We start from the raw sequence: 25,155 nt of genomic DNA on the forward strand, positions 1-25,155 counted from the left end.
GCAGGAGAAAGGCGTGCTCAAGAAACTGGGAATTAAAGGCCGCGTGCTGTTGCTTACCTTGCTTCCGACCAGCCTGATGGCCCTGGTGCTGGGCGGTTATTTCACCTGGATGCAGCAGTCCGACCTGCAGACCCAACTCATGCAGCGTGGCGAAATGATCGCCGAACAGCTCGCGCCTCTCGTGGCCCCGGCCATGGGTCACAAGGACACCGAACTGCTGGAACGCATCGCCACGCAATCCCTGGAAACCGCAGACGTGCGCGCGGTGACGTTCCTCGCCCCGGACCGCACGCTGCTTGCCCATGCCGGTCCGACCATGCTCAATCAGGCGCCATTGGGCAATGGCTCGCAGATGCTGCGCCGCAGTGGCAATGATGCGACGCGTTACCTGCTGCCAGTGTTCGGCAAGCATCGCAATCTGGCCGGCGACCTGATTCCCGAGGAAGCCGACCGCCTGCTGGGCTGGGTCGAACTCGAACTGTCCCATAACGGCATGCTGCTGCGCGGTTATCGCAGCCTGTTCGCCAGCCTTTTATTGATCGGCGCGGGCCTCGCCGGTACGGCGCTGCTGGCGCTGCGCATGGGCCGGACCATCAACCGGCCGCTGAGCCAGATCAAGCAAGCGGTGGCGCAACTCAAGGACGGCCATCTGGAAACCCGCCTGCCGCCGCTCGGCAGTCAGGAGCTGGATGAGCTCGCGTCCGGCATCAACCGCATGGCCGGCACCCTGCAAAACGCCCAAGAAGAATTGCAGCACAGCATCGACCAGGCCACCGAAGACGTGCGCCAGAATCTGGAAACCATCGAAATCCAGAACATCGAGCTGGACCTGGCGCGTAAAGAGGCCCTGGAAGCGAGCCGGATCAAATCCGAGTTCCTGGCCAACATGAGCCATGAAATCCGCACGCCGCTCAACGGCATTCTCGGTTTCACCCACCTGCTGCAAAAAAGCGAGCTGACCCCGCGCCAGCTCGATTACCTGGGCACCATCGAGAAATCCGCCGACAGCCTGCTGGGGATCATCAACGAGATCCTCGACTTCTCGAAAATCGAGGCCGGCAAGCTGGTGCTCGACCATATTCCGTTCAACCTGCGCGATTTGCTCCAGGACACCCTGACCATCCTCGCCCCGGCCGCCCACGCCAAACAGCTGGAGCTGGTGAGCCTGGTGTATCGCGACACGCCGCTGTCGCTGGTCGGCGATCCGTTGCGACTCAAGCAGATCCTCACCAACCTGGTGAGCAACGCAATCAAGTTCACCCGCGAAGGCACGATCGTCGCCCGCGCCATGCTCGAAGAAGAACACGAAGACAGCGTGCAGCTGCGCATCAGCATTCAGGACACCGGCATCGGCCTGTCGAACGAGGACGTGCGGGCGCTGTTCCAGGCTTTCAGCCAGGCCGACAACTCGCTGTCCCGGCAACCCGGCGGCACCGGTTTGGGATTGGTGATTTCCAAGCGTTTGATCGAACAGATGGGCGGCGAGATCGGCGTCGACAGCACACCGGGCGAAGGCTCCGAATTCTGGATCAGCCTGAGCCTGCCGAAAACCCGTGACGATGCCGAAGACCTGCCCGGTCCGCCGCTGCTCGGGCGTCGCGTGGCCGTGCTGGAGAACCACGAACTGGCGCGTCAGGCGTTGCAGCATCAACTGGAAGACTGTGGCCTGGAAGTGACGCCGTTCAACACCCTGGAAAGCCTGACCAATGGCGTGACCGGCGCGCACCAGACCGATCAGGCGATCGATCTCGCCGTGCTCGGCATCACCAGCAACGACATGCCGCCGGAACGCCTGAACCAGCACATCTGGGACCTCGAACACCTCGGCTGCAAGGTGCTGGTGCTGTGCCCGACCACCGAACAGACGCTGTTTCACCTTTCGGTGCCCAACCCGCACAGCCAGCTTCAAGCCAAACCGGCCTGCACCCGCAAGCTGCGCCGGGCCTTGTCCGATCTGGTCAATCCGCGCCAGCAACGCAGCGACCCCGGCGAACCGGTGTCCAGCCGTGCGCCGAAGGTGCTGTGTGTGGACGACAACCCGGCCAATCTGTTGCTGGTGCAAACCCTGCTTGAAGACCTGGGCGCCAAGGTTCTCGCAGTGGAAAGCGGTTACGCCGCGGTCAAAGCGGTGCAGACCGAGACGTTCGATCTGGTGTTGATGGACGTGCAGATGCCCGGCATGGACGGGCGCCAGAGCACCGAAACCATTCGCCAGTGGGAAAGCGAACGGCATTGCACGCCATTGCCGATCGTGGCCCTCACCGCCCACGCCATGGCCAACGAAAAACGCGCGCTGCTGCAAAGCGGCATGGACGATTACCTGACCAAGCCGATCAGCGAACGGCAACTGGCGCAGGTGGTGTTGAAGTGGACCGGCCTGGCGCTGCGCAATCAAGGGCCGGATCGTTCCAGCGACAGCCATGGCGGCAGCCACGAGTTGCAGGTGCTGGATCACGAAGAAGGGTTGCGCCTGGCTGCCGGCAAGGCGGATCTGGCAGCGGACATGCTGGCGATGTTGCTGGCGTCCCTGGAAGCCGACCGCGAAGCGATCCGCGTGGCCCGCGAGATCAACGACCACAATGCCTTGATCGAACGGGTGCATCGCCTGCATGGCGCGACCCGTTATTGCGGCGTGCCGCAACTGCGCGCGGCCTGCCAGCGCAGCGAAACCCTGCTCAAGCAACAAGACCCGAAAGCGCCCGGCGCACTGGAAGATCTCGACCGCGCCATCAATCGCCTGGCGGCTCATGCCCGTATAAATGCTTGACGCAGCGCAAGGAGGCCGGACACCACTGCGCCAGGCTCCCACAGGATCGGGACAAGGAGAAAAATATGCGTACGATTCTTTTCAGCAGCCAGACCTACGACCGCGACAGTTTTCTCGACGCCGACCTCCCCGCCGGCATCGAGCTGCACTTTCAATCCGCGCGACTGAGCCTGGACACGGCGGCGCTGGCGGAACATCACGAGGTGGTCTGCGCTTTCATCAATGATGACCTCAGTGCGCCGGTGCTCGAACGTCTTGCGGCCGGCGGCACACGCCTGATAGCCCTGCGTTCGGCCGGGTACAACCATGTCGACCTTGCGGTAGCGAAGCGTCTGGGGTTGTCGGTCGTGCGGGTTCCGGCCTACTCGCCCCATGCCGTGGCCGAGCATGCGGTGGCGTTGATCCTGGCGCTCAACCGGCGCCTGCATCGCGCCTACAACCGAACTCGCGAAGGGGATTTCAGCCTCCATGGGCTGACCGGGTTTGACCTGGTGGGCAAGACGGTCGGCGTAGTCGGCACGGGGCAGATCGGCGCGACCTTCGCGAAAATCATGAACGGTTTCGGCTGTGAGCTACTGGCTTACGACCCTTACCCCAATCCGCAGGTCGAAGCCCTCGGCGCACGTTATCTGAGCTTGCCGCAGCTGCTGGCCGAGTCGCAGATCATCAGCCTGCATTGCCCGCTCAACGCACAGAGCAAACACCTGATCAACCGCGAATCACTGGCGCACATGCAACCTGGTGCCATGTTGATCAACACCGGGCGTGGCGGTCTGGTGGACACGCCAGCGCTGATCGACGCGTTGAAGGATGGTCAACTCGGTTATCTGGGGCTGGACGTGTATGAGGAGGAAGCGCAGCTGTTCTTCGAGGACCGATCCGATTTGCCGTTGCAGGATGATGTGCTGGCACGCCTGCTGACCTTCCCGAATGTGATCGTCACCGCACACCAGGCCTTCCTCACCCATGAAGCCCTGGGCGCCATTGCCGCGACAACGTTGCAGAACATTGCAGCCTGGGCGGCGGGCAATCTGCAAAATCAGGTCGAGGCTGGCTGAACCGGATCGAAGGTCACTTCCCTGCGCGGTGCGGCGTCGATGTCCGTGCTAGCATGCCGCGCATATTTGGAGGACCCATGGTCGAACACGATTTCCGCTATAGCCTGATGAACCCGCAACACACCCTCACCGAATGCCGCGCCCTGGTGCCGGGGCGTTATCAAGTCACCGGCAACGGCGGCTCGATACGCAACAATGACGTGCTGGTCGTGACCCTCAAAGGTGCCAAGGACTTGTCCATGCGCCTGACCGTCGAAACGGTTCGCCACCTGATCAACCCGCCCGGCCAATGGGTCGCGGTGGCCAGTGGCCCGGTGTTCGGCGAACTGGCGATCCACACCTGGAAAGTCAACTGCGACAGTTGTGCCAAAGAGCTCAGCTTCGAGTTCGCGGTGGATGCCAAGCTGGGCAACAAGGCCGAAAAACCCGCCGCTACTGCGCGGATTGCGGAGTTGGGCTGGAAGTCGGTCGGCGAGAAACACCTGTGCCCGAAATGCCAGGAGCCTGCGTGATGAAACGCCTTGCCCTGACCGCGATGGTCGGCGCCAGCCTGCTGGGCTGCGCCGCTGAACCGGTGCAATTGCAGCAGAATCGCAGCTACATTCTGGAATGGATCGGCGAACGTCCGCTGATGGATTACAGCCACCTGACCGTCACCCTCGGTGAAGACGGTCGCGCCTACGGCAATGGCGGCTGCAATCACTGGTTCGCACCGTACACGCTCGACGGCGACAAGCTGAGCTTCGGCAAGGTCGGCAGTACTCGCAAGCTGTGCGCGCCAGCGCTCATGGAACAGGAAAAGCGCTTCCTCCAGGCCCTGGAAAACGTACAGCGCTGGGATGTTTCGCCAATCGACCAGATGCGCTTCTGGCCGGCTGAAGGCAAGCCGTTGCGTTGGTGGCTTGAAGAGGGGTAAATCCCCTCTGCCGAACCCAGGTGATTTACTGTGGCAGGAGCTTTTGTGGCGAGGGGATTTATCCCCGTTGGACTGCGCGGCAGTCCCTTTTTTGGGGCCGCTTCGCGACCCAACGGGGATAAATCCCCTCACCACAAAAGCCCCCTGCCCACAAATGCCCTGCGTAATCAGTTGGTCGCCTGCAACGCCTCAAGCTTCGCCATCACCCCCGCCGCCGTCTGCTCGCCCATCAGCTGTTCGCGCACCTTGCCCTTGTTATCGATGATGTACGTCACCGGCAACGCCTCGCTGCGCGGCAATTCAAACAGCTCCGCCGGATCCGACGCCAACACAGTGAACCGGATCCCCAGTTTCTCACTGGCAGTTTTCAGCTCTTCGCCCTGCACATTGTCGAAGTTGACCCCGAACACACCGATCTTCCTGTCCTTCAACTGATCGGCCAGCCCGTTCAGTTCCGGGATCTCGGTCCGGCACGGACCACACCATTCGGCCCAGTAATTGAGCACCAGCCATTGTTTGTCCAGACGTTCGGCGGCGACTTTATGGCCGTTCTGATCGATGCCATAGTCGTTGCCGCAGCCCCCCAGTATCAGCGTTCCGAAGATCGCCAGTGCCGCTGCCAGTCGCCTTGTCATGTCGTGATCCTTGTTCAAAATTGAATGCGCCTGCGACCCATCGCCTCCCAAGGTTCTGGATTACGCGCTGCACAGTTAGAATAGCCGCCACCTTACGCAAGATGCGACCCGCCCATGACCGATCTGACGCTTTATCACAACCCGCGCTGCTCGAAATCCCGCGGTGCGCTCGAACTGCTCGAAGCCCGTGGCCTGACCCCGACCGTGGTCCGCTACCTCGAGACCCCGCTGGACGCCCCGCAATTGCAGGGCCTGCTGAAAAAGCTCGGCCTCAACGCCCGGCAACTGCTGCGCACGGGTGAGGACGAGTACAAAACCCTCAACCTCGCCGACGCCAGCCTGAGCGAGGCGCAATTGATCGCCGCCATCGCTGCACACCCGAAACTCATGGAGCGGCCGATTCTCGAAGTCGGCGACAAAGCCATCATCGGCCGTCCGCCGGAGAACGTGCTGGAGTTGCTGCCGTGAGCGCGCCGTACATTCTGGTTCTGTATTACAGCCGCAGCGGCTCGACCAATGAAATGGCCCGGCAGATCGCCCGTGGTGTCGAGCAGGCCGGGATGGAAGCGCGCCTGCGCACCGTGCCGGCAATCTCCACCGAATGCGAAGCGGTGTCACCGGACATTCCGGACGAAGGCGCACTGTACGCCAGCCTCGACGACCTGAAAAACTGCGCCGGCCTGGCCCTTGGCAGTCCGACGCGCTTCGGCAACATGGCTGCACCGCTCAAGTATTTCCTCGACGGCACCAGCAACCTGTGGCTGACCGGTGCCCTGGTGGGCAAACCGGCCGGTGTGTTCACCTCCACCGCGAGCCTGCATGGCGGCCAGGAAACCACGCTGTTGTCGATGATGCTGCCGTTGTTGCACCACGGCATGCTGATCACCGGCCTGCCTTACAGCGAATCCGCGCTGCTGGAAACCCGTGGCGGCGGCACGCCGTACGGCGCCAGTCATCACGCCGGCGCCGATGGCAAACTCGGTTTGAATGAACATGAAGTGGCGCTGTGCCGGGCCTTGGGTCTGCGGCTGGCGAAGACTGCACAAAAGTTGGTGGGCTGACATGGCCAAAAAGCCGAAGGTGCTGCCTTCCATTGAATGGCTCGAACCACGGGTTCGGGCGATGCGCGTCATCAGTCTGCTGTGCTACTTCGGTCTGGTGGGATTGCTCTGCGTCTACTACCTGATGGTCGCTGACCTGCATGGCGCGCGACCGTGGGTGATTTTGCTGATCGAACTGGTGCCGCTGCTGTTGCTGGCGCCGGGGATGATCATCGGCAGCGCGCGCGGGCATTCGTGGATGTGCTTTGTGGTGAACCTGTATTTCATCAAGGGCGCACTGGCCGCGTATGACCCGAACCGACAGCTGTTCGGCTTGCTGGAGATGGGCGCGAGCCTGGCGGTGTTTTGTTCGGCGCTGCTGTATGTGCGGTGGCGGTTTCAGTTGAACCGCAAGTTGGCGGGTGAAGGCGAGACCTCCGCCGCCTGACAGATAGCAATCGCCAGCAGGCGGGCTCTCACATTGGATCTGTGGCGTACACAAGTCCCCTGTGGGCGCCAGCCTGCTGGCGATGGCAACAACTCGGTCTCAATGATTGACGGTGTAAGCCAGCATCATTGAAATCTGGCTCATCGGCCGCCCACCGCTTTCCTCATGCCACTGATTGAACACCCCCTGCACCGTCGCCAGGTCCCGCAGGCTGGTCGGTACCTTGTCGACGATCTTCTGCGCGTTCAACGCCGCCACCACATCGTAGCTCGGCACAAACGTGTCCTTGCCGACCATCCGCAAGAACCGCGGTGCCGACAACCCACCCAGTTGATGCCCGCGTTTTTTCAGGTACGTCCACAACCCGACGATATCCATCACCGGCCAATCAGCGATCAACGCGCCAAAGCTGCCCTGCTCATGCGCCACGTCCAGCACGAACTGCGCATTGCGCGGCACGCTCTTGAGTTTGCCGAGGTGGCGGATGATTCGCGCGTCCTGCATCAGGCGTTCAAGGTGTTCGGCGCTCATCAGCACGACTTTTTCCGGGTCGAACTTGAAGAACACGTCTTCGAAGGCCGGCCACTTGGCGTCCACCAGGCTGTGCTTGAGCCCGGCGCGGAACACGCGCAGCGCCATGGTCGAGAGGTAGCGGTCGTCGCTGATCTTGCGCAATTGCGCCGCGGTCTTGGGAACGGGCAGATGGGCTTCCAGTTCAGCTGCTGAACCGAAGCGGTTCAGACAGTATTCGTGCAGCCACTTGTAATCGCGCATGCCCTCTCCTGAGGAATTGACTCAAAACCTGTGGCAGCCAGCCTGCTGGCTGCCACAGTGATGGTGTTTAGAGGTTAACAACGTTGACGAAGCGCGAAGCCGCCGTTTCATCGATCTTGAGGCTGGTGAAGTCGAACAGGTTGCGGTCCGCCAGTTGCGACGGGATCACATTCTGCAGGCTGCGGAATATGCTTTCGGTACGGCCCGGCGTCTTGCGCTCCCAGTCCTGCAGCATTTCCTTGACCACCTGACGCTGCAGGTTTTCCTGAGAACCGCAGAGGTTGCACGGGATGATCGGGAACTGCTTGAAGTCCGAGTAGGCCTGAATGTCTTTTTCGTTGCAGTAGGCCAGCGGGCGGATCACCACGTTGCGGCCGTCGTCGGCACGCAGCTTCGGCGGCATGGCCTTGAGCGAGCCGTTGAAGAACATGTTGAGGAAGAACGTCTCGACGATGTCGTCGCGATGATGACCGAGGGCCATTTTGGTCGCGCCGATTTCATCGGCAAAGGTGTAGAGCGTGCCACGACGCAGGCGTGAGCACAGCGAACAGGTGGTCTTGCCTTCCGGGATCAGCTCCTTGACCACCGAGTAAGTGTCTTTCTCGACGATGTGGTATTCGATGCCCAGGGTCTTGAGATAAGCCGGCAGCACGTCTTCAGGGAAACCCGGCTGCTTCTGGTCCATGTTCACGGCGACGATCTCGAACCTGATCGGCGCGACCTTCTGCAAATGCATCAGCACATCGAGCATGGTGTAGCTGTCCTTGCCACCGGACAGGCAGACCATGACCTTGTCGCCGTCTTCAATCATGTTGAAATCGGCAACGGCCTCACCGGCCTGACGGCGAAGGCGCTTTTGCAGTTTGTTCTGGTTGACCGTGAGAGTGCCCATGACGCGAAATCCGTGAGGTGTGACGAAAGGCCGGCATTTTACGCAAAAACCCGCTTTCGGCGAATAGCCTGAACCCAGCATACCCCTCTGTGGTGAGGGAGCTTGCTCCCGCCGGGTCGCGCAGCGGCTGCAAACCATCCACCCTCGTTGTGTCAGGTATACCGCGTCGGCAGTATTTACGACTGCTGCGCAGCCGAGCGGGAGCAAGCTCCCTCGCCACAGGAGGGTGTACAAGTCCCAGCGGCAATTAACAGCTGTGTTTACAGCGCGATTTGCTCTAACGCCTCTGCACTATTGCAAGTAACTCCTTTCTATACTGCGACATAAGGTCGCACACATATCCAGACCTTTACTTACTTGGCCACTTTGGCCTGTAGGCGCTCCGCTGGGGGGCGACGGTAAAAACAAGAGGAGTGACTGGCATGATCCATCACGTAGTGGGGCTCTTCACCCACCCCGACCAGGAATGGAAAGAAATCCGTGGCGACCAAGAGGAAAGCATCAGCCACATGTACCTGACCCACACGCTGATTCTGGCGGCGATCCCCGCCGTGTCGGCGTTTATCGGCACCACACAGGTCGGCTGGGTCATCGGCAATCGAGCGCCGGTGATGTTGACGACAGAAAGCGCGCTATGGATGACGATCATGTCGTACCTGGCGATGCTCGGCGGCGTTGCCGTGATGGGTGCGTTCATCCACTGGATGGCGCGCACCTATGACGCCAATCCGAGCCTGGCCCGTTGCGTTGCGTTTGCGACCTATACCGCGACCCCGCTGTTCATTGGCGGCCTCGCGGCGCTTTACCCACACATGTGGCTGGGGATGATCGTCGGAACGGCAGCCATCTGCTACACCGTGTACCTGCTGTATGTGGGGCTACCCACTTTCATGAACATTCCATCAGACGAGGGATTCCTGTTTTCAAGTTCGGTGCTCGCCGTAGGGCTGGTGGTGCTGGTGGCCATTATGGCGTTCACGGTGATTGTCTGGGGACTCGGCGTGGGGCCGGTCTATACGAATTAGCAACACACCACCCAAAAACAAGATCTGCCAACTCAGGCCGCCGCAAGGCGGCCTTCTAATGCGTGGGGGGAACGACCACTCGGCACCTGAGCGATTCGCAAGCCACGAAGGTTGCGGCATACTCGACGTCTCTGGAGATCCATCAAGCATGCCCGAGCAACTCAATACCCGCGTCGAAGACTGTTTCCAACAAGCCGAATCCTTTTTCAAACGAACCTTCAAACGCCCCGTGGTGAGCCTCAAGCTGCGCGGGCAGAAAGCCGGCGTCGCGCATCTGCACGAGAACCTGCTGCGCTTCAATCCGCAGTTGTACCGGGAAAACACCGAAGACTTCCTCAAACAGACCGTGGCCCATGAGGTCGCACACCTGATTGCTCATCAACTGTTTGGCGATCGTATTCAGCCTCACGGTGAGGAATGGCAACTGATCATGCGCGGCGTGTATGAATTGCCGCCCAATCGTTGCCACACCTATGACGTCAAGCGTCGCAGCGTGACCCGCTATATCTACAGGTGCCCGTGCGCCGGCAGTGATTTTCCGTTTTCGGCGCAGCGGCACAGCCTGGTGCGACAGGGGCGGCGGTATTTGTGCCGCCGATGCCGGAACACGTTGGTGTTCAGTGGAGAGATGCGGGTCGAGTAGTTGGATTTGTGGTGTTTGGGCCGACCTCATCGCCAGCAGGCTGGCTCCCACAGGGAATCATTGATGCGCATTGTGGGAGCCAGCCTGCTGGCGATGGCGGCCTTACAGTCACTAAAGAATCACCTTGGCACGCCGCAACTCGGCAATCCGCTCAGCACCCAACCCCAACTCCCCCAACACCTGATCCGTATGCTGCCCCAGCGCCGCACCCATATGCCGAGGCTCGGGCAACCCGTCCGAAAATTTCAACGGACACGCCATCTGCGCCTGGCTTGTCCCGTCCCCCCGCGGCACCTCGGTCACGACGTCCCGAGCGCTCAACTGCGGATGCCGGACCGCTTCACCCAAGGTCAACACCGGCTCGACGCACGCGTCCATTTCGGAAAACAGCGCACACAACTCGGCAAAATCGTGTTTCTCGAATTCGGTCTTCAGCGCGTCCTTGAGCTTCTTTTGCTGGGCAGGTTGAGGCGACAAGCCCAGGGCCGCCAACTCCTCAAGCCCCAACGCCGTGCACAGCTGTTTCATGAAGGCCGGCTCCAGACTGCCCACCGATAACCAGCGGCCATCCCGCGACCGGTAATAATCGTAAAAGCTGCCGCCATTGAGCATCTGATCTTCCCTGCCCGGCTCCTCGCCGCAGGCCAGATAACCTGCACCGGCCATGGCGTTCAGGCTGAACGCGCAGTCGGTCATGCTCACATCCAGATGTTGCCCCAACCCGCTCTGCTGCCGGGCGATCACCGCTGCCAGCAGGCCTATCACGCCGTGCAACGAGCCACCGGCGACATCCGCCACCTGCATGCCCAAGGGTAACGGACCGTTCTCGACGCGGCCGGTGTAGCTCGCCAGCCCCGACAGCGCCAGGTAATTGATGTCGTGGCCGGCGCGGTCCTTGTAGGGGCCGGTTTGCCCGTAACCGGTGATCGACACGTAGATCAGCTTCGGATTGATCGCCTTCAGCGCTTCATAGCCCAGACCCAGGCGTTCCATGACGCCGGGGCGGAACTGTTCCAGGACGATGTCGTAGTCCTTCAACAACTGCTTGATGATCTCCAGCGCCTCGGGCTGCTTGAGGTCCAGCGCGAGGCTGCGTTTGTTGCGATTGAGGTAGGCGTGACTGGCCGACACGCCCTGGTCATGGGGCGGCAGCACACGCAGCAGGTCCATGCGGGTCGGCGATTCGATGCGCAACACCTCGGCGCCCATGTCGGCCAGTAACAGCGAGGCAAACGGCCCCGGCAGCAGTGTCGAGAAATCCAGAACCTTGAGTGATGCCAGTGGGCCGAGCATGAGCGATCTCCGTGAACGATGCTTCCAGCCTAGGCAGGCAACGCGATTGCAGCAATCACCTGATGTGTCAGCAACTGTGACCGTTACGCTCAAATCGCAGGCATGAAAAAACCCGCCGAAGCGGGTTTCTTCATGACAACGCGTGTTACTTGACGTTGCTTGGGGTTGGGCCTTCGGCCACGCCCAGGTCGTCTTCTTCACGAGTGTCGGAGATACCGCGACCACCGGAAGCCAGCTCTACTTGCAGCTTGTCTTCGTCCAGCTCGTTCACCCACTTGGCCACGACCAGGGTCGCAACAGCGTTACCAACCAGGTTGGTCAGTGCACGGGCTTCGGACATGAAGCGGTCGATACCAAGGATCAGCGCCAGGCCGGCAACCGGCAGGTGGCCAACGGCGGACAGGGTGGCGGCCAGCACGATGAAGCCGCTGCCGGTTACGCCCGCAGCACCTTTGGAGGACAGCAACAGCACCAGCAACAGGGTGATCTGGTGGGTGATGTCCATATGGGTGTCGGTCGCCTGAGCGATGAACACAGCGGCCATGGTCAGGTAGATCGAAGTACCGTCGAGGTTGAACGAATAACCCGTAGGAATCACCAGACCCACAACGGATTTCTGTGCACCCAGGCGTTCCATCTTGATCAGCATGCGTGGCAAAGCCGATTCTGAAGACGAAGTACCCAGCACGATCAGCAGTTCTTCACGGATGTAGCGAATCAATTTGATCACGCTGAAGCCGTGTGCGCGGCAGATGCCGCCCAGTACGACGAGCACGAACAGGACGCAGGTGATGTAGAAGCAGATCATCAGTTGACCAAGCTGTACCAGCGAGCCCACACCGTAAGCACCAATGGTGAAGGCCATGGCACCGAAGGCACCGACCGGCGCGAGCTTCATGATCATGTTGATGATGTTGAACATCACGTGAGCGAAGCGATCGATAAAGTCCAGGACCGGCTTGCCGTATGCACCCAGGCGATGCAGGGCGAAACCGAAGATCACCGAGAACATCAGAACTTGCAGGATATCGCCGTTGGCGAAAGCGCCGACGATGGTGTTCGGGATCACATTGAGGATAAAGGCGACGATGCTCTGGTCTTTACCGGCCGAGATGAAGCCAGCGATTTTGCTGGTGTCCAGAGTCGTTACGTCGATGTGCATGCCGGCGCCCGGTTGCACGACGTTGACCACGACCAGACCGATCAGCAAGGCGATAGTGGAAACGATTTCGAAGTACAACAGCGCATAACCGCCGGTCTTGCCGACCGATTTCATGTTCTGCATGCCGGCGATACCGCTGACGACCGTACAGAAGATGATTGGCGCGATGACCATTTTGATCAGTTTGATGAACCCGTCACCCAGCGGCTTGAGGGCCACACCGGTCTGCGGGTAGAAGTGACCAAGCAGGATGCCGATGGCGATGGCAACGATCACCTGGAAATACAGGGATTTGTACAGTGGCTGACGAGTCGTCATTGCAAAGTTCCTCAAGAGTGTCCCGAGACAACATCCATCTGTTGTCAACGAGCCCTCATTTGCGAACCCTCCTGCACTGGAGGGATTTGTTTTGTCGAGCTGCGCAACGGCAGGCTTCTGCTCGTTGTATCGCAAGTGGCGTGCCACCTTGGCCAAAACAACCGCAAGCCTTTGACATCAGGGGTTACAGGTTCAACGCGTTATAGATTCGCTAAACAACAGTGGCGGATTTCCGCCCATCCGCCCAACCTCGTCCTGCAATTTGGCGGATATCCGCCTTGTCCATTGCCGGACCCGACGACTACCATCCGTCGTTCAATAGACGGACCTGCCTTCTATGCGCGAACGCACCATTGCCAGTCATTTCGCCCGTGCCGCCCTCGGTGGCGCGCGTCGGCTGGGTCATGATTGTTCAAACCTGTTGCAACAACTCGGTATCAGCCCCGAGTTGCTGGAAGAACCGCGTGCGCGCATTGCGCCTGAGCAGTTCACCCGTTTGATCCAGGGATTGTGGCTGGCACTCGACGACGAGTACCTCGGCTTCGGGCCGGTCCCGAGTAAAACCGGCAGTTTCGCGATGATGTGCCATGCGCTGATTCACTGCCGCAATCTCGATAGGGCACTGCATCGCGGCTTACTGTTTTACAGCCTATTCCCCGGTGGTCCACGTCTGGCCCTGACCCGCGAAGACGAAATGATCCGCCTGAGCCTCGACGATTCGCAGTTTTGCGACCCGGACCATTTCCTCACCGAGAGCCAGTTGATGGTCTGGCATCGCCTCGGCAGCTGGCTGATCGGCCAGCGCATCCGGCTGGAGCAGGCGACGTTCAGTTACCCGCGACCCGCGCACGGCGCCGAATACGACTTGCTGTTCCCCTGCCCGATGGAATTTTCGGCGGCGCAGAGCAGCCTGGTATTCCACAGTCGCTACCTGCATATGCCGTTGTTGCAGGACGAGCGCACCCTCAAGCATTTCCTCGAACGCTCACCCGCCGACCTGTTGTCGCGCCCCGACGACGGAGACAGCCTGAGCAGTCAGTTGCGCCGCTTGCTCAGCCGCGACAGCGCTCGCTGGCCGGACCTGGAAACGGTGGCCGCCCATCTGCACATCAGCCCGCAGACGCTGCGTCGGCATTTGCGTGAAGAGGGCTCGAGTTTTCAGGAGTTGAAGGATCAGTTGCGCCGGGACATCGCGATTTATCACTTGGGTCGTGCGGACCTGTCGTTGCAGCAGATCGCCGAGCAGTTGGGGTTTTCCGAGCCTTCGGCGTTTCATCGGGCGTTCAAGAAGTGGACCGGGCTGACACCGGGGGCTTATCGCGCCCAGGAGAGCTGATTTTTTGTAGTGAATTTACGGGCCTCACGCGGGCTTGCCCGCGAAGAGGCCCGAAAGAACACTAATGAATTCAGGTCAAACCACCGGAAAATGAATCCGGAACGCTGCGCCGCCCATGGGTGAATCACCCAGGGTCAACTTGGCGTTGTAGCTCTCGATGATGTCCTTGACCACCGCCAACCCGATCCCCTGCCCCGGATGCTGACGGTCCAGCCGCTCGCCGCGCTGCAGAATCCGCGCACGCTGATCCGGCGGCACACCCGGCCCGTCGTCCTCGACGCACAACTCGATTCCGCTCAAGGTTTCGCGCACGCTGATGCGCACTTCGCCGAGGCACAGGCGATAGGCGTTCTCCAGCAAGTTGCCCAGCATTTCCAGCAAGGCACCCTGCTCGATCGGCACATAGCAGTGTTCCGGAAGATCGAAAGCCACCCGCACGCGCTTGTCGCGGTAGACCTTGTCCAGCGTATCGCAGAGGCTTTGCAGCACCGGCCGCAGCCGCACCTGATGACGCACCAGACCGCTTTTGCGCAGGCTGGCGCGCTGCAACTGATAGCTGATCTGTTGGCTCATACGCTCGATCTGGGTTTGCAGCACCCAGGCCTGATCACGATCCTCCGGGCGCTGCGCCATGTCCTCGCTAACCCCCTGCAACACGGTCAACGGGGTTTTCAGGCTGTGGGCCAGGTCGTCGAGGGAATCGCGATAACGGCTGCGTTGTTCACGCTCGCTGTGCAGCAAGCGGTTGAGGGAGCCGGTCAGGCGCAGCAGTTCCCGCGGGTGCTGTTCGCTGAGGCTTTCGCGGGTGCCGCTTTCGATTTCGTCGAGTTCCTGGCTGAGCCGACGCAGCGCCTGCAAACCCCAGGTCAGGCCGATCCACAGCAAGGCGAGCAGCACCAGCAGCGCGGCGCCGAAGCCGAGGTAAAGATTTTCCCGCAGCCCCTCGAGGGTGACTTCGTACTCGCGCACCGGTTGCAGCGCAACGATGCTGAACGCCGCGCTTTTGCCGCCGAGCAGTTTGACTTCGACGTCATAGACGAAGAATTCCTGACCGTCGGCTTCTCTGATCCTCGCGAACTCGTTACCGCGCCCGTCATAACGCGGTTTGTAATTGATGTTCTCTTCCCGAGTACCCTTCGAGCGCCACACCAGGTGGCCTTCGCGGTCATAGATGTAGCCGAGCAAACGGTTGTCGGTGAGGTTGAAGCGCTCATCGGGCAACTGCGCCGGCATCTGCAGGTGATTGCCCTCGACCCGGGCGGCGGAAATCAGCGTGGTGACGTCCGACGCCAGGCGTTGCTCGATGGAATCCTGCAACGCGAGACTGAACGCGCCCTGCATCGCCGGCAACAACGCCAGCATGAACAACACCGCCAACAGGGTGGCGGCAAGCATCAAACGGACACGAAGAGAACGAATCAAGTGCAGCGCTCATTGAACAGGTAGCCGAGGCCTCGCACGGTGTCGATCGGCTTGAATCCGGCCGGCCCCTCGAGTTTGCGGCGCAGACGGCCGACCAGCACTTCGATCACGTTCGGATCGCGCTCGTCGTCGTCCGGGTAGAGCTGTTCCATCAAGCGGTCCTTGGCCACCACTTGCTGGTGGTGACGCATCAGGTACTCGAGAATCCGGTACTCATACGCGGTCAGCGCCAGCGGCTGTTCGTCGAGGGACGCCTGTTTGCGGTTGAGATCGAGCAGCAACGGCCCGGCGACGATGGTCGACTGGGTGAAGCCGCTGGAGCGGCGCAACAACGCATTCAGGCGCGCATCCAGTTCCTCGAACTGGAACGGCTTGACCACGTAATCGTCGGCACCGGCGGCCAGGCCTTCGACTTTGTCCTGCCAGTTGCCGCGCGCGGTGAGGATCAGGATCGGGAAGGCCTTGCCCCGTGAACGCAATTGGCGGATCAAATCGAGCCCACCCATGCCCGGCAAACCGAGGTCGATCACCGCCAGGTCATGGTTGAACTGCTCGGTCTGGTACAGCGCCTCTTCGGCGTTGGCCACGGACTCGACCACGTGGCCACTGTCCGTCAGGCGGGTTTGCAGGTGATGGCGCAACAGCGCTTCATCTTCGACGACCAGCAGTTTCATGACGCTCTCCTACGCAAATCGATATCTCCAACAGCTGGTTTCGTCAGGCAGTTAAGCCGCGGAATATGTGGGAGCGGGCAAGCCCGCCCCCACATGGATTGCGCTTATCTGACTGGCAATGCCTCTCAGAAAGCGTAGTTGGCGGACAGGTATGTCTGGGCGCTGCTGGTCAGGTCCAGCGAGCCCTGTTTGCTGCCACCGCGCTCGCTCATCTCGGTGCTGGCATTGCTGCGCAGGTAACGGTAACCCAGTTCGACCGAGGTGTTTTGCGAAACCTGTTGCAACACACCCAACTGGCCGCCGACGGCGTAACCGATGTTGCTGTCGCGGCTGAAGCCTGGGGAATCCTGGGTCAGTTTGGTCAGACCGGCCGTGGCGCCGCCAAACAGTTGGGTGCTGCCGCCCACCGGATAGAACAGATCGTAGCTGCCCAGCAGGTTTTCCTGACGCAGTTTAATGCCATTGTGCGAGCCCGACACGTTGTCGTAAGTGGCGTAGTAGCGGCCCTGGCTGTTTTGCTGGCCCAGACGCAATCCCCAGGTATTGTCCTTGCCGATCACGCCGTCGGCGTTCGGGTTGTTGAGGTTGGTGTTCAGGGCGTTGGACTTTTTGACCTTGTCGCTGGTCTGTCCAAAAGTAAGGCTGGCAAAGTTATCGTCCGCCGCGTGGGCGGCTACGCTTGCACCCAAGACGGTGAAAGCCAGAAGCAGTTTCTTGAAGGTAGTCATCGGGAAGTTTCCTCATGCGCTTGTGCTTTTCGGGTATGGCGCAAGGTTACTCACCTGGCCCTGAACTCCCCCTGAACGCACTCTGAACCTGAGCTGAACCGAATCGCACCGGCTGTTTTAACCACTTTCTGCAGGAGATCCGACCATGCGCGTATTCCTCGCTTTGCTGTTACTGGCCTTGAGCGGGCTCAGTCAGGCCGCCATCAAGACTCAGGAGATTCCTTATCAGAGCCCCGACGGCACGAAGCTGATCGGTTATTACGCCTACGACGACGCGATCAAAGGCCCACGCCCGGGCGTGGTGGTGGTGCACGAGTGGTGGGGGCTCAACGACTACACCAAGCGTCGCGCCCGTGATCTGGCCGGTTTGGGTTACAGCGCGCTGGCCATCGACATGTACGGCGACGGCAAGAACACCGAACATCCCAAGGACGCCATGGCGTTCATGCAGGCCGCGTTGAAAGACAGCGCTGCGTCCAGCGCCCGCTTTCAGGCCGGGCTCGATCTGTTGAAGAAACAGGCGCAAACCGACCCGGACAAAGTGGCTGCCATTGGTTATTGCTTTGGCGGCGCGGTGGTACTGAATGCGGCACGTCAAGGCTTGCCACTGGCGGGCGTCGTGAGTTTCCACGGCGCGCTGGCGACAAAAGCGCCGGCGACCCCGGGCAGCGTGAAGGCAAAAATCCTGGTCGAGCACGGGGCGCTGGACAGCATGGTCACGGCGGATAACGTGGCGGCGTTCAAGGCCGAGATGGATAAGGCCGGAGCCGATTACCAATTCGTCAGCCTTGAGGGGGCCAAGCACGGGTTCAGCAACCCGGACGCGGATCGCCTGGGCCATGGCGATCATGGCGGTCCGGATATTGGTTACAACAAGGCCGCGGATGAAAAGTCGTGGGCGGACATGCAGGCGTTCTTCAAGAAGATTTTTAGCTGAACAAAAACCTCTGTGGCGAGGGAGCTTGCTCCCGCTGGGCTGCGTAGCAGCCCCAAACCTGCAATCGCATAACGTCAGACAGACTGTATTTGCTGGTTTACGACTGCTTCGCAGCCGAGCGGGAGCAAGCTCCCTCGCCACAAAAACACCCAACTACTACCCAGTACCCAGCCAACCCGGCAAAATGCCCGACATGAATGCCCTCCCCGCCCTGCCCGCTTGCTGCACCCCGCTCAATACCCATTGGCCGCTGCCGTTTGTGCTGCCAGATACGGTGATGCTCAGCACGCAATTCGACACTTCGCAACTGGCCATCGATGATTTCCAGCGCAGTGCCATCGAGCCACCCGCGACTATCCAGCGCTCAGTCGCCAAGCGTCAGGCAGAATTCCTGGCCGGGCGGATTTGCGCGCGAGCCGCACTGCAACAGCTGGAAGGGCTGAATGTCGTGCCGGCCATTGGTGACGATCGGGCGCCGGTCTGGCCTGCGCACATCAGCGGCTCGATCACCCACACCACCGGCCGGGCGGCGGCGATTGTCGCGCGGAAAACCCATTGGCGCGGCTTGGGCATGGACCTGGAAAACCTGCTCACCCCTGAACGGGCGGAACGCCTGGCCGGGGAGATTCTGACGCCAGCGGAAATACGGCGCATGGCCGCCGGGCCTCGGGATCAACTGGCGATGCTGGTGACACTGACGTTTTCAGTGAAGGAAAGTCTGTTCAAGGCGCTCTACCCGATCGTGCAGCAGCGGTTTTATTTTGAGCATGCCGAAGTGCTGGAGTGGAGCGAGGGCGGTGAGGTGCGGTTGCGGTTGCTGACCGACCTGTCCAGTGAGTGGCGCGACGGTACTGAACTGAATGCGCAGTTTGGCATGATGGATAGGCAGTTGTTGAGTCTGGTCAGTATCAAGGCCTGAGGTTTTTCGGTGTTCGGGATCTCAACGCTTTTCCTGATTGCGCGGCCAACTCAGGCTAAAGCAAGCCCCGCCCAGACTCTTGCTCTTGCTGATCAACGCCCGGCCGTCATGCCAATGGATGATCCGCCGTACGATCGACAAGCCCAACCCATGCCCGCCCGACGCGCGGGTTCTGCTGTCATCCAGTCGCAGGAACGGCGTAAAGATTTTCTCCCACGCCGATTCGGGAACGCCTGGCCCATCGTCTTCTATATCCACCCGGCACCGCTGCTGCCCCACCTGATAACTCACGGTCACCCGCGATTGAGCATGGCGCATGGCGTTGCTCACCAGGTTCTGAATCGCCCGGTGCAAATAGCGAGGCTCGGCTTCGACCCAGGCGTCGTCACAATCGGCCGCCGACAGGCACAACCCGCGCTGCACCGTGACGTCGGCGCGCAGTGGCGCCAACTCTTCGATCACCTGATTGACCAGCGCATCCAGATCGATACGTTGGAAATTCAGCGCCGGCGAACCCTGTTCCAGCCGCGCGTAGGTGAGCATCTCGTCCACCAACCGGTCGAGATCCTCGATGTCGTGGTCCATGCCTTCGCAATATTTCTCCAAAGCCTGGGGGGTAGTGGCCGAGCCGATCATCTCCAGGCCAAACCGCAGGCGCGCCACCGGCGTGCGCAACTCGTGTGACACCGCGCGCACCAGTTCCCGCTGAACCGCCAGCAACTGTTGCAGGTGCTCGGCCATGTCATTGAACGCCGACGCCAGGCGCCCGACCGAATCCGCACCACGGGCCGGCACGCGGGTTTCCAGGCTGCCTTTGGCGATGCGCGTGGCGGCCGCTTCGAGGCCACGCAAACGGCGCTCCAGTTGACGCACCAGTAAATAGACGATCAAACCGATCAGGCTCAAGCCGAGGGCCGCAATCAGCACCAGCCATTCCGGCGGGTAAGGATTCATCTGGTACAGCGGACCGATTTCCAGCACCCACGGGGTGCCGACCATGCCGGCAAACACCCGGATCGAATCACCCTCCTTGCCCAGCGCCATCACCGTATCGCCTTCGGCCACGCGGCGGCTCTGGTCTTCATCCATGTCGGCCTCCCCCACCGTGACCAGCCGCAGATCGAAACCGAAGCCTTTCTCTTCCTTTATCTGCGCCAGGCGCCTGGGCTGCTCGGCCACCGGCACCCGCACCAGCTCATCGGCGAGCAAGTAAATCGTCGCCCGGGCCAGTTGCTCGCTGATCTGCTGCACCTCGCCGGTGAGCACCAACTGTTCCTTGTCGCTGACCAGTCGATATACCTTCGCCGCATGGGGGCCGGTCTGTTCCACCAGCGCCTGGCCGCGCAGCACGCGGGTGCGCTGGGTCAGATCGAGGTCAGTCTGGGCGAAGGTTTTCAGCGCCAGGGGAATACCCAGCAGCCGCTCCCACACCAGCAAGGCACGATGACGCTGGGTTTCGTTCATGGGTTGCAGGTTGTCGGCCATCAACGAGAACGTGCCGTGGGCCAGGCGCTCTCGGTATTGCTCGCTGCGCACCTGGTTGAGCAGGTGCAAGGCCAGCACGCCGAGCACCGCCACCAGAATCAGCGCCGCGCACATGCCGCCATAGATGCGCAGGAAGATCGAATTCACAGCGAGGGATCTACGCAGGCTTCAGGCACGAACAGATAACCTTTGCTGCGAATGGTCTTGATCAGCCGGGGATGGTCCGGGTCGTCACCGATCTTCGGCCGGATGCGCGAAATGCGCACATCGATGGAGCGATCCTGGCCGTCGTAGCCGATGCCGCGCAGGGCGGTAAAAATTTCTTCGCGAGACAGGATGCGTCCGGCGTTGGCCACCAGCAGCCACAGCAGATCGAACTCGGCACTGGTCAATTCGATACCGTTGTCATGCAGCCAGGCTTCACGCAGCGCGTTGTCGACCACCAGCGGGCCGAATTGCAGACGTCGTTGTTTTTCCGTGACCGGCTCAGGTGTTTCACTGCGGCGCAGCAACGCCTGGATACGGGCCAGCAGCAAGCGCGGGCGCACCGGTTTGCACACGTAGTCGTCGGCACCCAGGTCGAGACCGAGGATCTGATCGGTGTCATCGGTGCGGGCGGTGAGCATCAGGATCGGGCCGTCGAACTTGTCGCGGACCTTGCGGCAAATGCTCAGGCCGTCTTCGCCCGGCAGCATCAGGTCGAGGATCACCAGGTCCGGTTTCTCCTTGATGATGCGGGCCGCGGCCAAGGCGCCATTGCCCTCGATCGACACGCGCAGGCCGTTGGCTTCCAGGTAATCGCGGGTCAGTTCGGCCAGACGCTGGTCGTCTTCGACAATCAATACCTGCCAGGCTTCTTGCTCCACGGTGACCTCTGCTTGCCAACAACACTTATAAGGAAGGATCCGCCCGTCTTTTTGTAATGATTGGGGAGGATAAGAATGCGTATGTACCGGCCGATTGTATAAACGTCACTCGTCCAGAACACAAGCCGGCAAATGCGTTCGGACACGCCGGTTTTTTGTGATAGGGTTCGCGCCCTTAAAAATCTGATCAGGCGTTTTCGATCATTGAAAACCGGTGAAGAAAGGTCCGATCCCGCAGCGTCGCGGCCTGCACGCCGGTTCCCTGTTTCACACACAATTTACGCACAGGTTTATCCACAGGTAGTACGTTGCAACACCCTCCAAAACGCATTATCTTGTACCCCGGCGCAAAAAAAACCCTACATGTAGGGTTTTACGCCAAAAACCAAACACAAACCGGACACCGATTTCAAGCGCTTTTATTGCCTCTGTCCGGTTGAACCAAACGTATTTTCGAAAGACCAAACCGCGCGTGCGGATGGCTACTGTTTTTGAGCCGAAAACGGCGTTAACGGTACGGGTGTTGCAGTCAATTACTGTCACCCAAAAGGATTCCGGTGTCAGGCTCAAGGCCTGGGACCAAAGACTTCGGCATGGAAGCGGCGCCCCAATAGCCCCCTTCCTGATCTGTCCCGAAGTTGGTATGCCCGGCCCCGCCGGTTGTAGTGCTTCAGGACGGAACGGTGGGCACCGTGATGGTGCCCAAACAAACATAGAGAATGTGGAGACAACCCCCCATGCAAACCGACACAACTCGCGAGAACCCGCAGGGCACCTTGCCGCAGGCCGCTGATTCGACTTCGGATCTGTCCGCCACCGCGCCTGGCCAGCTGCGCGTGATCAAGCGTAACGGCACTGTCGTTCCTTACACCGATGACAAGATCACCGTCGCGATCACCAAAGCGTTTCTCGCAGTTGAGGGCGGCACCGCTGCCGCTTCGTCGCGAATCCATGACACCGTTGCCCGCCTGACCGAACAGGTCACCGCAACCTTCAAGCGTCGCATGCCGTCGGGTGGCACCATCCACATCGAAGAAATCCAGGACCAGGTCGAACTGGCCCTGATGCGTGCCGGCGAGCAGAAAGTGGCCCGCGACTATGTGATCTACCGTGACGGTCGTTCGAAACAACGCGCTGCCCACGCCCCGGCAGAAGAAACGGTCAACGCTCATCCTTCGATCCGCATCACCCGCGCCGATGGCACCTTTGCACCTTTGGACATGGGTCGCCTGAACACCATCGTCACCGAAGCATGCGAAGGCCTGGAAGAAGTCGACGGCGACCTGATCCAGCGCGAAACCCTGAAGAACCTGTACGACGGCGTGGCCCTGACTGACGTCAACACCGCCCTGGTCATGACCGCCCGCACCCTGGTCGAGCGTGAGCCGAACTACTCGTTCGTGACCGCCCGCCTACTGATGGACACCCTGCGTGCCGAAGGCCTGGGCTTCCTGGGCGTCGCCGACAGCGCGACCCACCATGAAATGGTCGACCTGTACGCCAAGGCGCTGCCTGCGTACATCGCCAAGGGTATCGAATTCGAATTGCTGAACCCGGTCCTGGCTACTTTCGACCTGGAAAAACTCGGCAAGGCGATCAACCACGAGCGTGACCAGCAGTTCACTTACCTGGGCCTGCAAACCCTGTACGACCGTTACTTCATCCACAAGGACGGTATCCGCTTCGAACTGCCGCAAATCTTCTTCATGCGCGTGGCCATGGGCCTGGCGATCGAAGAGAAGCAGAAAGAAGACCGTGCGATCGAGTTCTACAACCTGTTGTCGTCCTTCGACTACATGTCCTCGACCCCGACCCTGTTCAACGCCGGCACCCTGCGTCCACAGCTGTCGAGCTGCTACCTGACCACCGTGCCGGATGACCTGTCGGGCATCTACCACGCGATCCACGACAACGCCATGTTGTCGAAATTCGCCGGCGGCCTGGGCAACGACTGGACCCCGGTTCGTGCGCTGGGCTCTTACATCAAGGGCACCAACGGCAAATCCCAGGGCGTCGTGCCGTTCCTGAAAGTAGTGAACGACACCGCCGTTGCCGTCAACCAGGGTGGCAAGCGCAAAGGCGCTGTGTGTGCCTACCTGGAAACCTGGCACATGGACATCGAGGAGTTCATCGAACTCCGCAAGAACACCGGTGATGATCGTCGTCGTACCCACGACATGAACACCGCCAACTGGATCCCTGACCTGTTCATGAAGCGCGTCTTCGATGACGGCAAGTGGACCCTGTTCTCGCCGTCCGAAGTTCCGGACCTGCACGACCTGACCGGCAAGGCTTTCGAAGAGCGTTACGAGTACTACGAAGCCCTGACCGAGTACCCGGGCAAGGTCAAGCTGTTCAAGACCATCCAGGCCAAAGACCTGTGGCGCAAAATGCTCTCCATGCTGTTTGAAACCGGCCACCCATGGCTGACCTTCAAAGACCCGTGCAACCTGCGCAGCCCGCAGCAGCACGTCGGCGTGGTCCACAGCTCGAACCTGTGCACCGAGATCACCTTGAACACCAACAAGGACGAGATCGCCGTTTGCAACCTGGGCTCGATCAACCTGCCGAACCACATCGTCAACGGCAAGCTGGACACCGCCAAGCTGGAACGCACCGTGAACACCGCTGTTCGCATGCTCGATAACGTGATCGACATCAACTACTACTCGGTGCCACAAGCGAAGAATTCCAACTTCAAGCACCGTCCGGTCGGTCTGGGCATCATGGGCTTCCAGGACGCGCTGTACCTGCAGCACATTCCTTACGGTTCCGATGCGGCCGTCGAGTTCGCCGACAAGTCGATGGAAGCGGTCAGCTACTACGCGATCCAGGCGTCCTGCGACCTGGCCGATGAGCGCGGCGCCTACGAGACGTTCCAGGGTTCGCTGTGGTCCAAAGGCATCCTGCCGCTGGATTCGCAACAGATCCTGATCGAGCAGCGTGGCCAGAAGTACATCGATGTTGACCTGAACGAATCCCTGGACTGGGCACCGGTTCGCGCCCGTGTTCAGAAAGGCATTCGTAACTCCAACATCATGGCCATCGCACCGACCGCGACCATCGCCAACATCACCGGCGTATCGCAGTCGATCGAACCGACCTACCAGAACCTCTACGTGAAATCGAACCTGTCGGGCGAATTCACCGTGATCAACCCGTACCTGGTTCGCGACCTGAAGGCTCGCGGTCTGTGGGACGCGGTCATGATCAACGACCTGAAGTACTACGACGGTTCGGTGCAGCAGATCGAGCGCATCCCGCAAGAACTCAAAGAGCTCTACGCGACCGCGTTCGAAGTGGACACCAAGTGGATCGTCGACGCGGCAAGCCGTCGTCAAAAGTGGATCGACCAGGCTCAGTCGTTGAACCTGTACATCGCCGGCGCTTCGGGCAAGAAGCTGGACGTGACCTACCGCATGGCCTGGTACCGTGGTCTGAAAACCACTTACTACCTCCGTGCCCTGGCCGCGACCAGCACCGAGAAGTCGACCATCAACACCGGCAAGCTGAACGCTGTTTCCAGCGGCGGCAACCACGGTGAAGATTCGGTCCTGGCTGCTCCTGCCGGCCCGGCTCCAGTGCCGAAGGCGTGCGCCATCGACGAGCCGGATTGCGAAGCTTGCCAATAAGCCGAGCCGGTAGGCGCTGAAAGGCGCTTACTCAACAACCCCCGATCAGTCCTCTGGATTGGTCGGGGGTTTTCTTTTGCCCATGGAAATGTGGTGGCCGGTCCAACGCCATCGCGGGCAAGCCCGCGAAGAGGCCCGACCTGACAACACAAAATCCTGCACCCGAGACAAACCCCAGCCCAAAA

At 60.6% G+C, this 25,155-nt stretch carries 23 protein-coding genes; 13 read left to right on the forward strand and 10 right to left on the reverse strand.

Annotated features, from left to right (window positions below; all coding sequences use genetic code 11):
* Positions 1–13 precede the first annotated feature (13 nt).
* The 4 genes from B723_RS29115 (at position 14) to B723_RS29130 (ending at position 4,741) form a co-directional block, all read left to right on the forward strand.
* Positions 14–2,767, forward strand: a complete 2,754-nt coding sequence (locus tag B723_RS29115) for a response regulator (RefSeq protein ID WP_031319067.1) — start codon at positions 14–16, stop codon at positions 2,765–2,767.
* Positions 2,768–2,832: 65 nt separating this feature from the next.
* Entirely contained in the window at positions 2,833–3,825 is a 993-nt protein-coding gene (locus B723_RS29120; RefSeq protein WP_017340175.1) for a 2-hydroxyacid dehydrogenase, read from the forward strand.
* Between the two features lie 77 nt (positions 3,826–3,902).
* Positions 3,903–4,337 (forward strand): hypothetical protein, encoded by a 435-nt coding sequence (locus B723_RS29125; RefSeq protein ID WP_017340176.1) that lies wholly within the window; start codon positions 3,903–3,905, stop codon positions 4,335–4,337.
* Positions 4,337–4,741 (forward strand): META domain-containing protein, encoded by a 405-nt coding sequence (locus tag B723_RS29130; RefSeq protein ID WP_017340177.1) that lies wholly within the window; start codon positions 4,337–4,339, stop codon positions 4,739–4,741. The genes B723_RS29125 and B723_RS29130 overlap by 1 nt, the downstream gene beginning before the upstream one ends.
* Before the next feature lie 167 nt (positions 4,742–4,908).
* On the opposite strand, the gene B723_RS29135 is transcribed toward B723_RS29130, so the two are convergent.
* Positions 4,909–5,376 (reverse strand): TlpA disulfide reductase family protein, encoded by a 468-nt coding sequence (locus B723_RS29135; protein WP_017340178.1) that lies wholly within the window; start codon positions 5,374–5,376, stop codon positions 4,909–4,911.
* 114 nt (positions 5,377–5,490) lie between these two features.
* Between B723_RS29135 and arsC the strand changes: the two genes are divergently transcribed.
* Genes arsC through B723_RS29150 form a run of 3 tightly spaced genes read left to right on the forward strand, consistent with a single transcriptional unit; the run spans position 5,491 to position 6,864 of the window.
* Positions 5,491–5,844 (forward strand): arsenate reductase (glutaredoxin), encoded by a 354-nt coding sequence (gene arsC / locus B723_RS29140; protein WP_017340179.1) that lies wholly within the window; start codon positions 5,491–5,493, stop codon positions 5,842–5,844.
* Positions 5,841–6,437, forward strand: coding sequence for an NAD(P)H:quinone oxidoreductase (gene wrbA, locus B723_RS29145; protein WP_017340180.1), 597 nt, complete (start codon positions 5,841–5,843; stop codon positions 6,435–6,437). The genes arsC and wrbA overlap by 4 nt, the downstream gene beginning before the upstream one ends.
* 1 nt (position 6,438) lies before the next feature.
* Positions 6,439–6,864 carry a DUF2069 domain-containing protein gene (locus B723_RS29150; protein ID WP_017340181.1) on the forward strand — a complete coding sequence of 142 codons (426 nt, stop codon included), beginning with the start codon at positions 6,439–6,441 and terminating at the stop codon, positions 6,862–6,864.
* Between the two features lie 99 nt (positions 6,865–6,963).
* Here the strand turns inward: B723_RS29150 and B723_RS29155 are convergent, their stop codons facing one another.
* The gene (locus tag B723_RS29155; RefSeq protein ID WP_017340182.1) at positions 6,964–7,638 is read right to left on the reverse strand and encodes a DNA-3-methyladenine glycosylase I; all 675 of its coding nucleotides are present in this window, start codon (positions 7,636–7,638) and stop codon (positions 6,964–6,966) included.
* Positions 7,639–7,705: 67 nt separating this feature from the next.
* Positions 7,706–8,530: a tRNA 2-thiocytidine(32) synthetase TtcA gene (ttcA, locus tag B723_RS29160; protein WP_017340183.1), complete on the reverse strand. Its 825-nt coding sequence runs from the start codon at positions 8,528–8,530 to the stop codon at positions 7,706–7,708.
* A 422-nt stretch (positions 8,531–8,952) separates the two neighbouring features.
* Here ttcA and B723_RS29165 point away from each other — a divergent pair, with 422 nt between their 5' ends.
* Together B723_RS29165 and B723_RS29170 are read left to right on the forward strand one after the other, a co-directional pair.
* Positions 8,953–9,555: a Yip1 family protein gene (locus tag B723_RS29165; RefSeq protein ID WP_017340184.1), complete on the forward strand. Its 603-nt coding sequence runs from the start codon at positions 8,953–8,955 to the stop codon at positions 9,553–9,555.
* Positions 9,556–9,703: 148 nt separating this feature from the next.
* Positions 9,704–10,198 carry a SprT family zinc-dependent metalloprotease gene (locus B723_RS29170; RefSeq protein ID WP_017340185.1) on the forward strand — a complete coding sequence of 165 codons (495 nt, stop codon included), beginning with the start codon at positions 9,704–9,706 and terminating at the stop codon, positions 10,196–10,198.
* Positions 10,199–10,309: 111 nt separating this feature from the next.
* Here the strand turns inward: B723_RS29170 and B723_RS29175 are convergent, their stop codons facing one another.
* Complete coding sequence (locus B723_RS29175) at positions 10,310–11,491, reverse strand: CaiB/BaiF CoA transferase family protein (RefSeq protein WP_017340186.1); 1,182 nt, start codon at positions 11,489–11,491, stop codon at positions 10,310–10,312.
* Between the two features lie 145 nt (positions 11,492–11,636).
* Complete coding sequence (locus tag B723_RS29180; protein ID WP_017340187.1) at positions 11,637–12,971, reverse strand: dicarboxylate/amino acid:cation symporter; 1,335 nt, start codon at positions 12,969–12,971, stop codon at positions 11,637–11,639.
* A 337-nt stretch (positions 12,972–13,308) separates the two neighbouring features.
* Here B723_RS29180 and B723_RS29185 point away from each other — a divergent pair, with 337 nt between their 5' ends.
* Positions 13,309–14,307, forward strand: coding sequence for an AraC family transcriptional regulator (locus tag B723_RS29185; protein ID WP_017340188.1), 999 nt, complete (start codon positions 13,309–13,311; stop codon positions 14,305–14,307).
* A gap of 75 nt (positions 14,308–14,382) precedes the next feature.
* On the opposite strand, the gene B723_RS29190 is transcribed toward B723_RS29185, so the two are convergent.
* The 3 genes from B723_RS29190 to B723_RS29200 all read right to left on the reverse strand — a co-directional run bounded on the left by B723_RS29190 (position 14,383) and on the right by B723_RS29200 (position 17,131).
* Complete coding sequence (locus tag B723_RS29190; RefSeq protein WP_017340189.1) at positions 14,383–15,729, reverse strand: ATP-binding protein; 1,347 nt, start codon at positions 15,727–15,729, stop codon at positions 14,383–14,385.
* Positions 15,726–16,403, reverse strand: coding sequence for a response regulator (locus tag B723_RS29195; protein WP_017340190.1), 678 nt, complete (start codon positions 16,401–16,403; stop codon positions 15,726–15,728). The genes B723_RS29190 and B723_RS29195 overlap by 4 nt, the downstream gene beginning before the upstream one ends.
* 125 nt (positions 16,404–16,528) lie before the next feature.
* Complete coding sequence (locus tag B723_RS29200; RefSeq protein ID WP_017340191.1) at positions 16,529–17,131, reverse strand: membrane protein; 603 nt, start codon at positions 17,129–17,131, stop codon at positions 16,529–16,531.
* 145 nt (positions 17,132–17,276) lie between these two features.
* Between B723_RS29200 and B723_RS29205 the strand changes: the two genes are divergently transcribed.
* Together B723_RS29205 and B723_RS29210 are read left to right on the forward strand one after the other, a co-directional pair.
* The gene (locus B723_RS29205; protein WP_017340192.1) at positions 17,277–18,068 is read left to right on the forward strand and encodes a dienelactone hydrolase family protein; all 792 of its coding nucleotides are present in this window, start codon (positions 17,277–17,279) and stop codon (positions 18,066–18,068) included.
* A 193-nt stretch (positions 18,069–18,261) separates the two neighbouring features.
* Positions 18,262–18,987 carry a 4'-phosphopantetheinyl transferase family protein gene (locus B723_RS29210; RefSeq protein ID WP_017340193.1) on the forward strand — a complete coding sequence of 242 codons (726 nt, stop codon included), beginning with the start codon at positions 18,262–18,264 and terminating at the stop codon, positions 18,985–18,987.
* A 21-nt stretch (positions 18,988–19,008) separates the two neighbouring features.
* Here the strand turns inward: B723_RS29210 and B723_RS29215 are convergent, their stop codons facing one another.
* Together B723_RS29215 and B723_RS29220 are read right to left on the reverse strand one after the other, a co-directional pair.
* Positions 19,009–20,619: an ATP-binding protein gene (locus B723_RS29215; protein ID WP_017340194.1), complete on the reverse strand. Its 1,611-nt coding sequence runs from the start codon at positions 20,617–20,619 to the stop codon at positions 19,009–19,011.
* Positions 20,616–21,338, reverse strand: a complete 723-nt coding sequence (locus tag B723_RS29220; protein ID WP_017340195.1) for a response regulator — start codon at positions 21,336–21,338, stop codon at positions 20,616–20,618. Before B723_RS29220 ends, B723_RS29215 begins: the two co-directional genes overlap by 4 nt.
* A gap of 737 nt (positions 21,339–22,075) precedes the next feature.
* On the opposite strand from B723_RS29220, the gene B723_RS29225 reads away from it, so the two are divergent.
* Positions 22,076–24,970, forward strand: a complete 2,895-nt coding sequence (locus tag B723_RS29225; protein WP_017340196.1) for a ribonucleoside-diphosphate reductase subunit alpha — start codon at positions 22,076–22,078, stop codon at positions 24,968–24,970.
* Positions 24,971–25,155: the final 185 nt, after the last annotated feature.

It is taken from the genome of Pseudomonas fluorescens NCIMB 11764 (assembly GCF_000293885.2).
Lineage (GTDB): Bacteria > Pseudomonadota > Gammaproteobacteria > Pseudomonadales > Pseudomonadaceae > Aquipseudomonas > Aquipseudomonas fluorescens_B.

Bases quoted from the DNA above. Each gene is read 5' to 3' on its own strand.
- B723_RS29120 (WP_017340175.1), top strand. From the start codon at position 2,833: ATGCGTACGATTCTTTTCAGCAGCCAGACCTACGACCGCGACAGTTTT.
- B723_RS29125 (WP_017340176.1), top strand. From the start codon at position 3,903: ATGGTCGAACACGATTTCCGCTATAGCCTGATGAACCCGCAACACACC.
- B723_RS29130 (WP_017340177.1), top strand. From the start codon at position 4,337: ATGAAACGCCTTGCCCTGACCGCGATGGTCGGCGCCAGCCTGCTGGGC.
- B723_RS29135 (WP_017340178.1), bottom strand. From the start codon at position 5,376: ATGACAAGGCGACTGGCAGCGGCACTGGCGATCTTCGGAACGCTGATA.
- arsC (WP_017340179.1), top strand. From the start codon at position 5,491: ATGACCGATCTGACGCTTTATCACAACCCGCGCTGCTCGAAATCCCGC.
- B723_RS29150 (WP_017340181.1), top strand. From the start codon at position 6,439: ATGGCCAAAAAGCCGAAGGTGCTGCCTTCCATTGAATGGCTCGAACCA.
- B723_RS29155 (WP_017340182.1), bottom strand. From the start codon at position 7,638: ATGCGCGATTACAAGTGGCTGCACGAATACTGTCTGAACCGCTTCGGT.
- ttcA (WP_017340183.1), bottom strand. From the start codon at position 8,530: ATGGGCACTCTCACGGTCAACCAGAACAAACTGCAAAAGCGCCTTCGC.
- B723_RS29165 (WP_017340184.1), top strand. From the start codon at position 8,953: ATGATCCATCACGTAGTGGGGCTCTTCACCCACCCCGACCAGGAATGG.
- B723_RS29170 (WP_017340185.1), top strand. From the start codon at position 9,704: ATGCCCGAGCAACTCAATACCCGCGTCGAAGACTGTTTCCAACAAGCC.
- B723_RS29175 (WP_017340186.1), bottom strand. From the start codon at position 11,491: ATGCTCGGCCCACTGGCATCACTCAAGGTTCTGGATTTCTCGACACTG.
- B723_RS29180 (WP_017340187.1), bottom strand. From the start codon at position 12,971: ATGACGACTCGTCAGCCACTGTACAAATCCCTGTATTTCCAGGTGATC.
- B723_RS29185 (WP_017340188.1), top strand. From the start codon at position 13,309: ATGCGCGAACGCACCATTGCCAGTCATTTCGCCCGTGCCGCCCTCGGT.
- B723_RS29195 (WP_017340190.1), bottom strand. From the start codon at position 16,403: ATGAAACTGCTGGTCGTCGAAGATGAAGCGCTGTTGCGCCATCACCTG.
- B723_RS29200 (WP_017340191.1), bottom strand. From the start codon at position 17,131: ATGACTACCTTCAAGAAACTGCTTCTGGCTTTCACCGTCTTGGGTGCA.
- B723_RS29205 (WP_017340192.1), top strand. From the start codon at position 17,277: ATGCGCGTATTCCTCGCTTTGCTGTTACTGGCCTTGAGCGGGCTCAGT.
- B723_RS29210 (WP_017340193.1), top strand. From the start codon at position 18,262: ATGAATGCCCTCCCCGCCCTGCCCGCTTGCTGCACCCCGCTCAATACC.
- B723_RS29225 (WP_017340196.1), top strand. From the start codon at position 22,076: ATGCAAACCGACACAACTCGCGAGAACCCGCAGGGCACCTTGCCGCAG.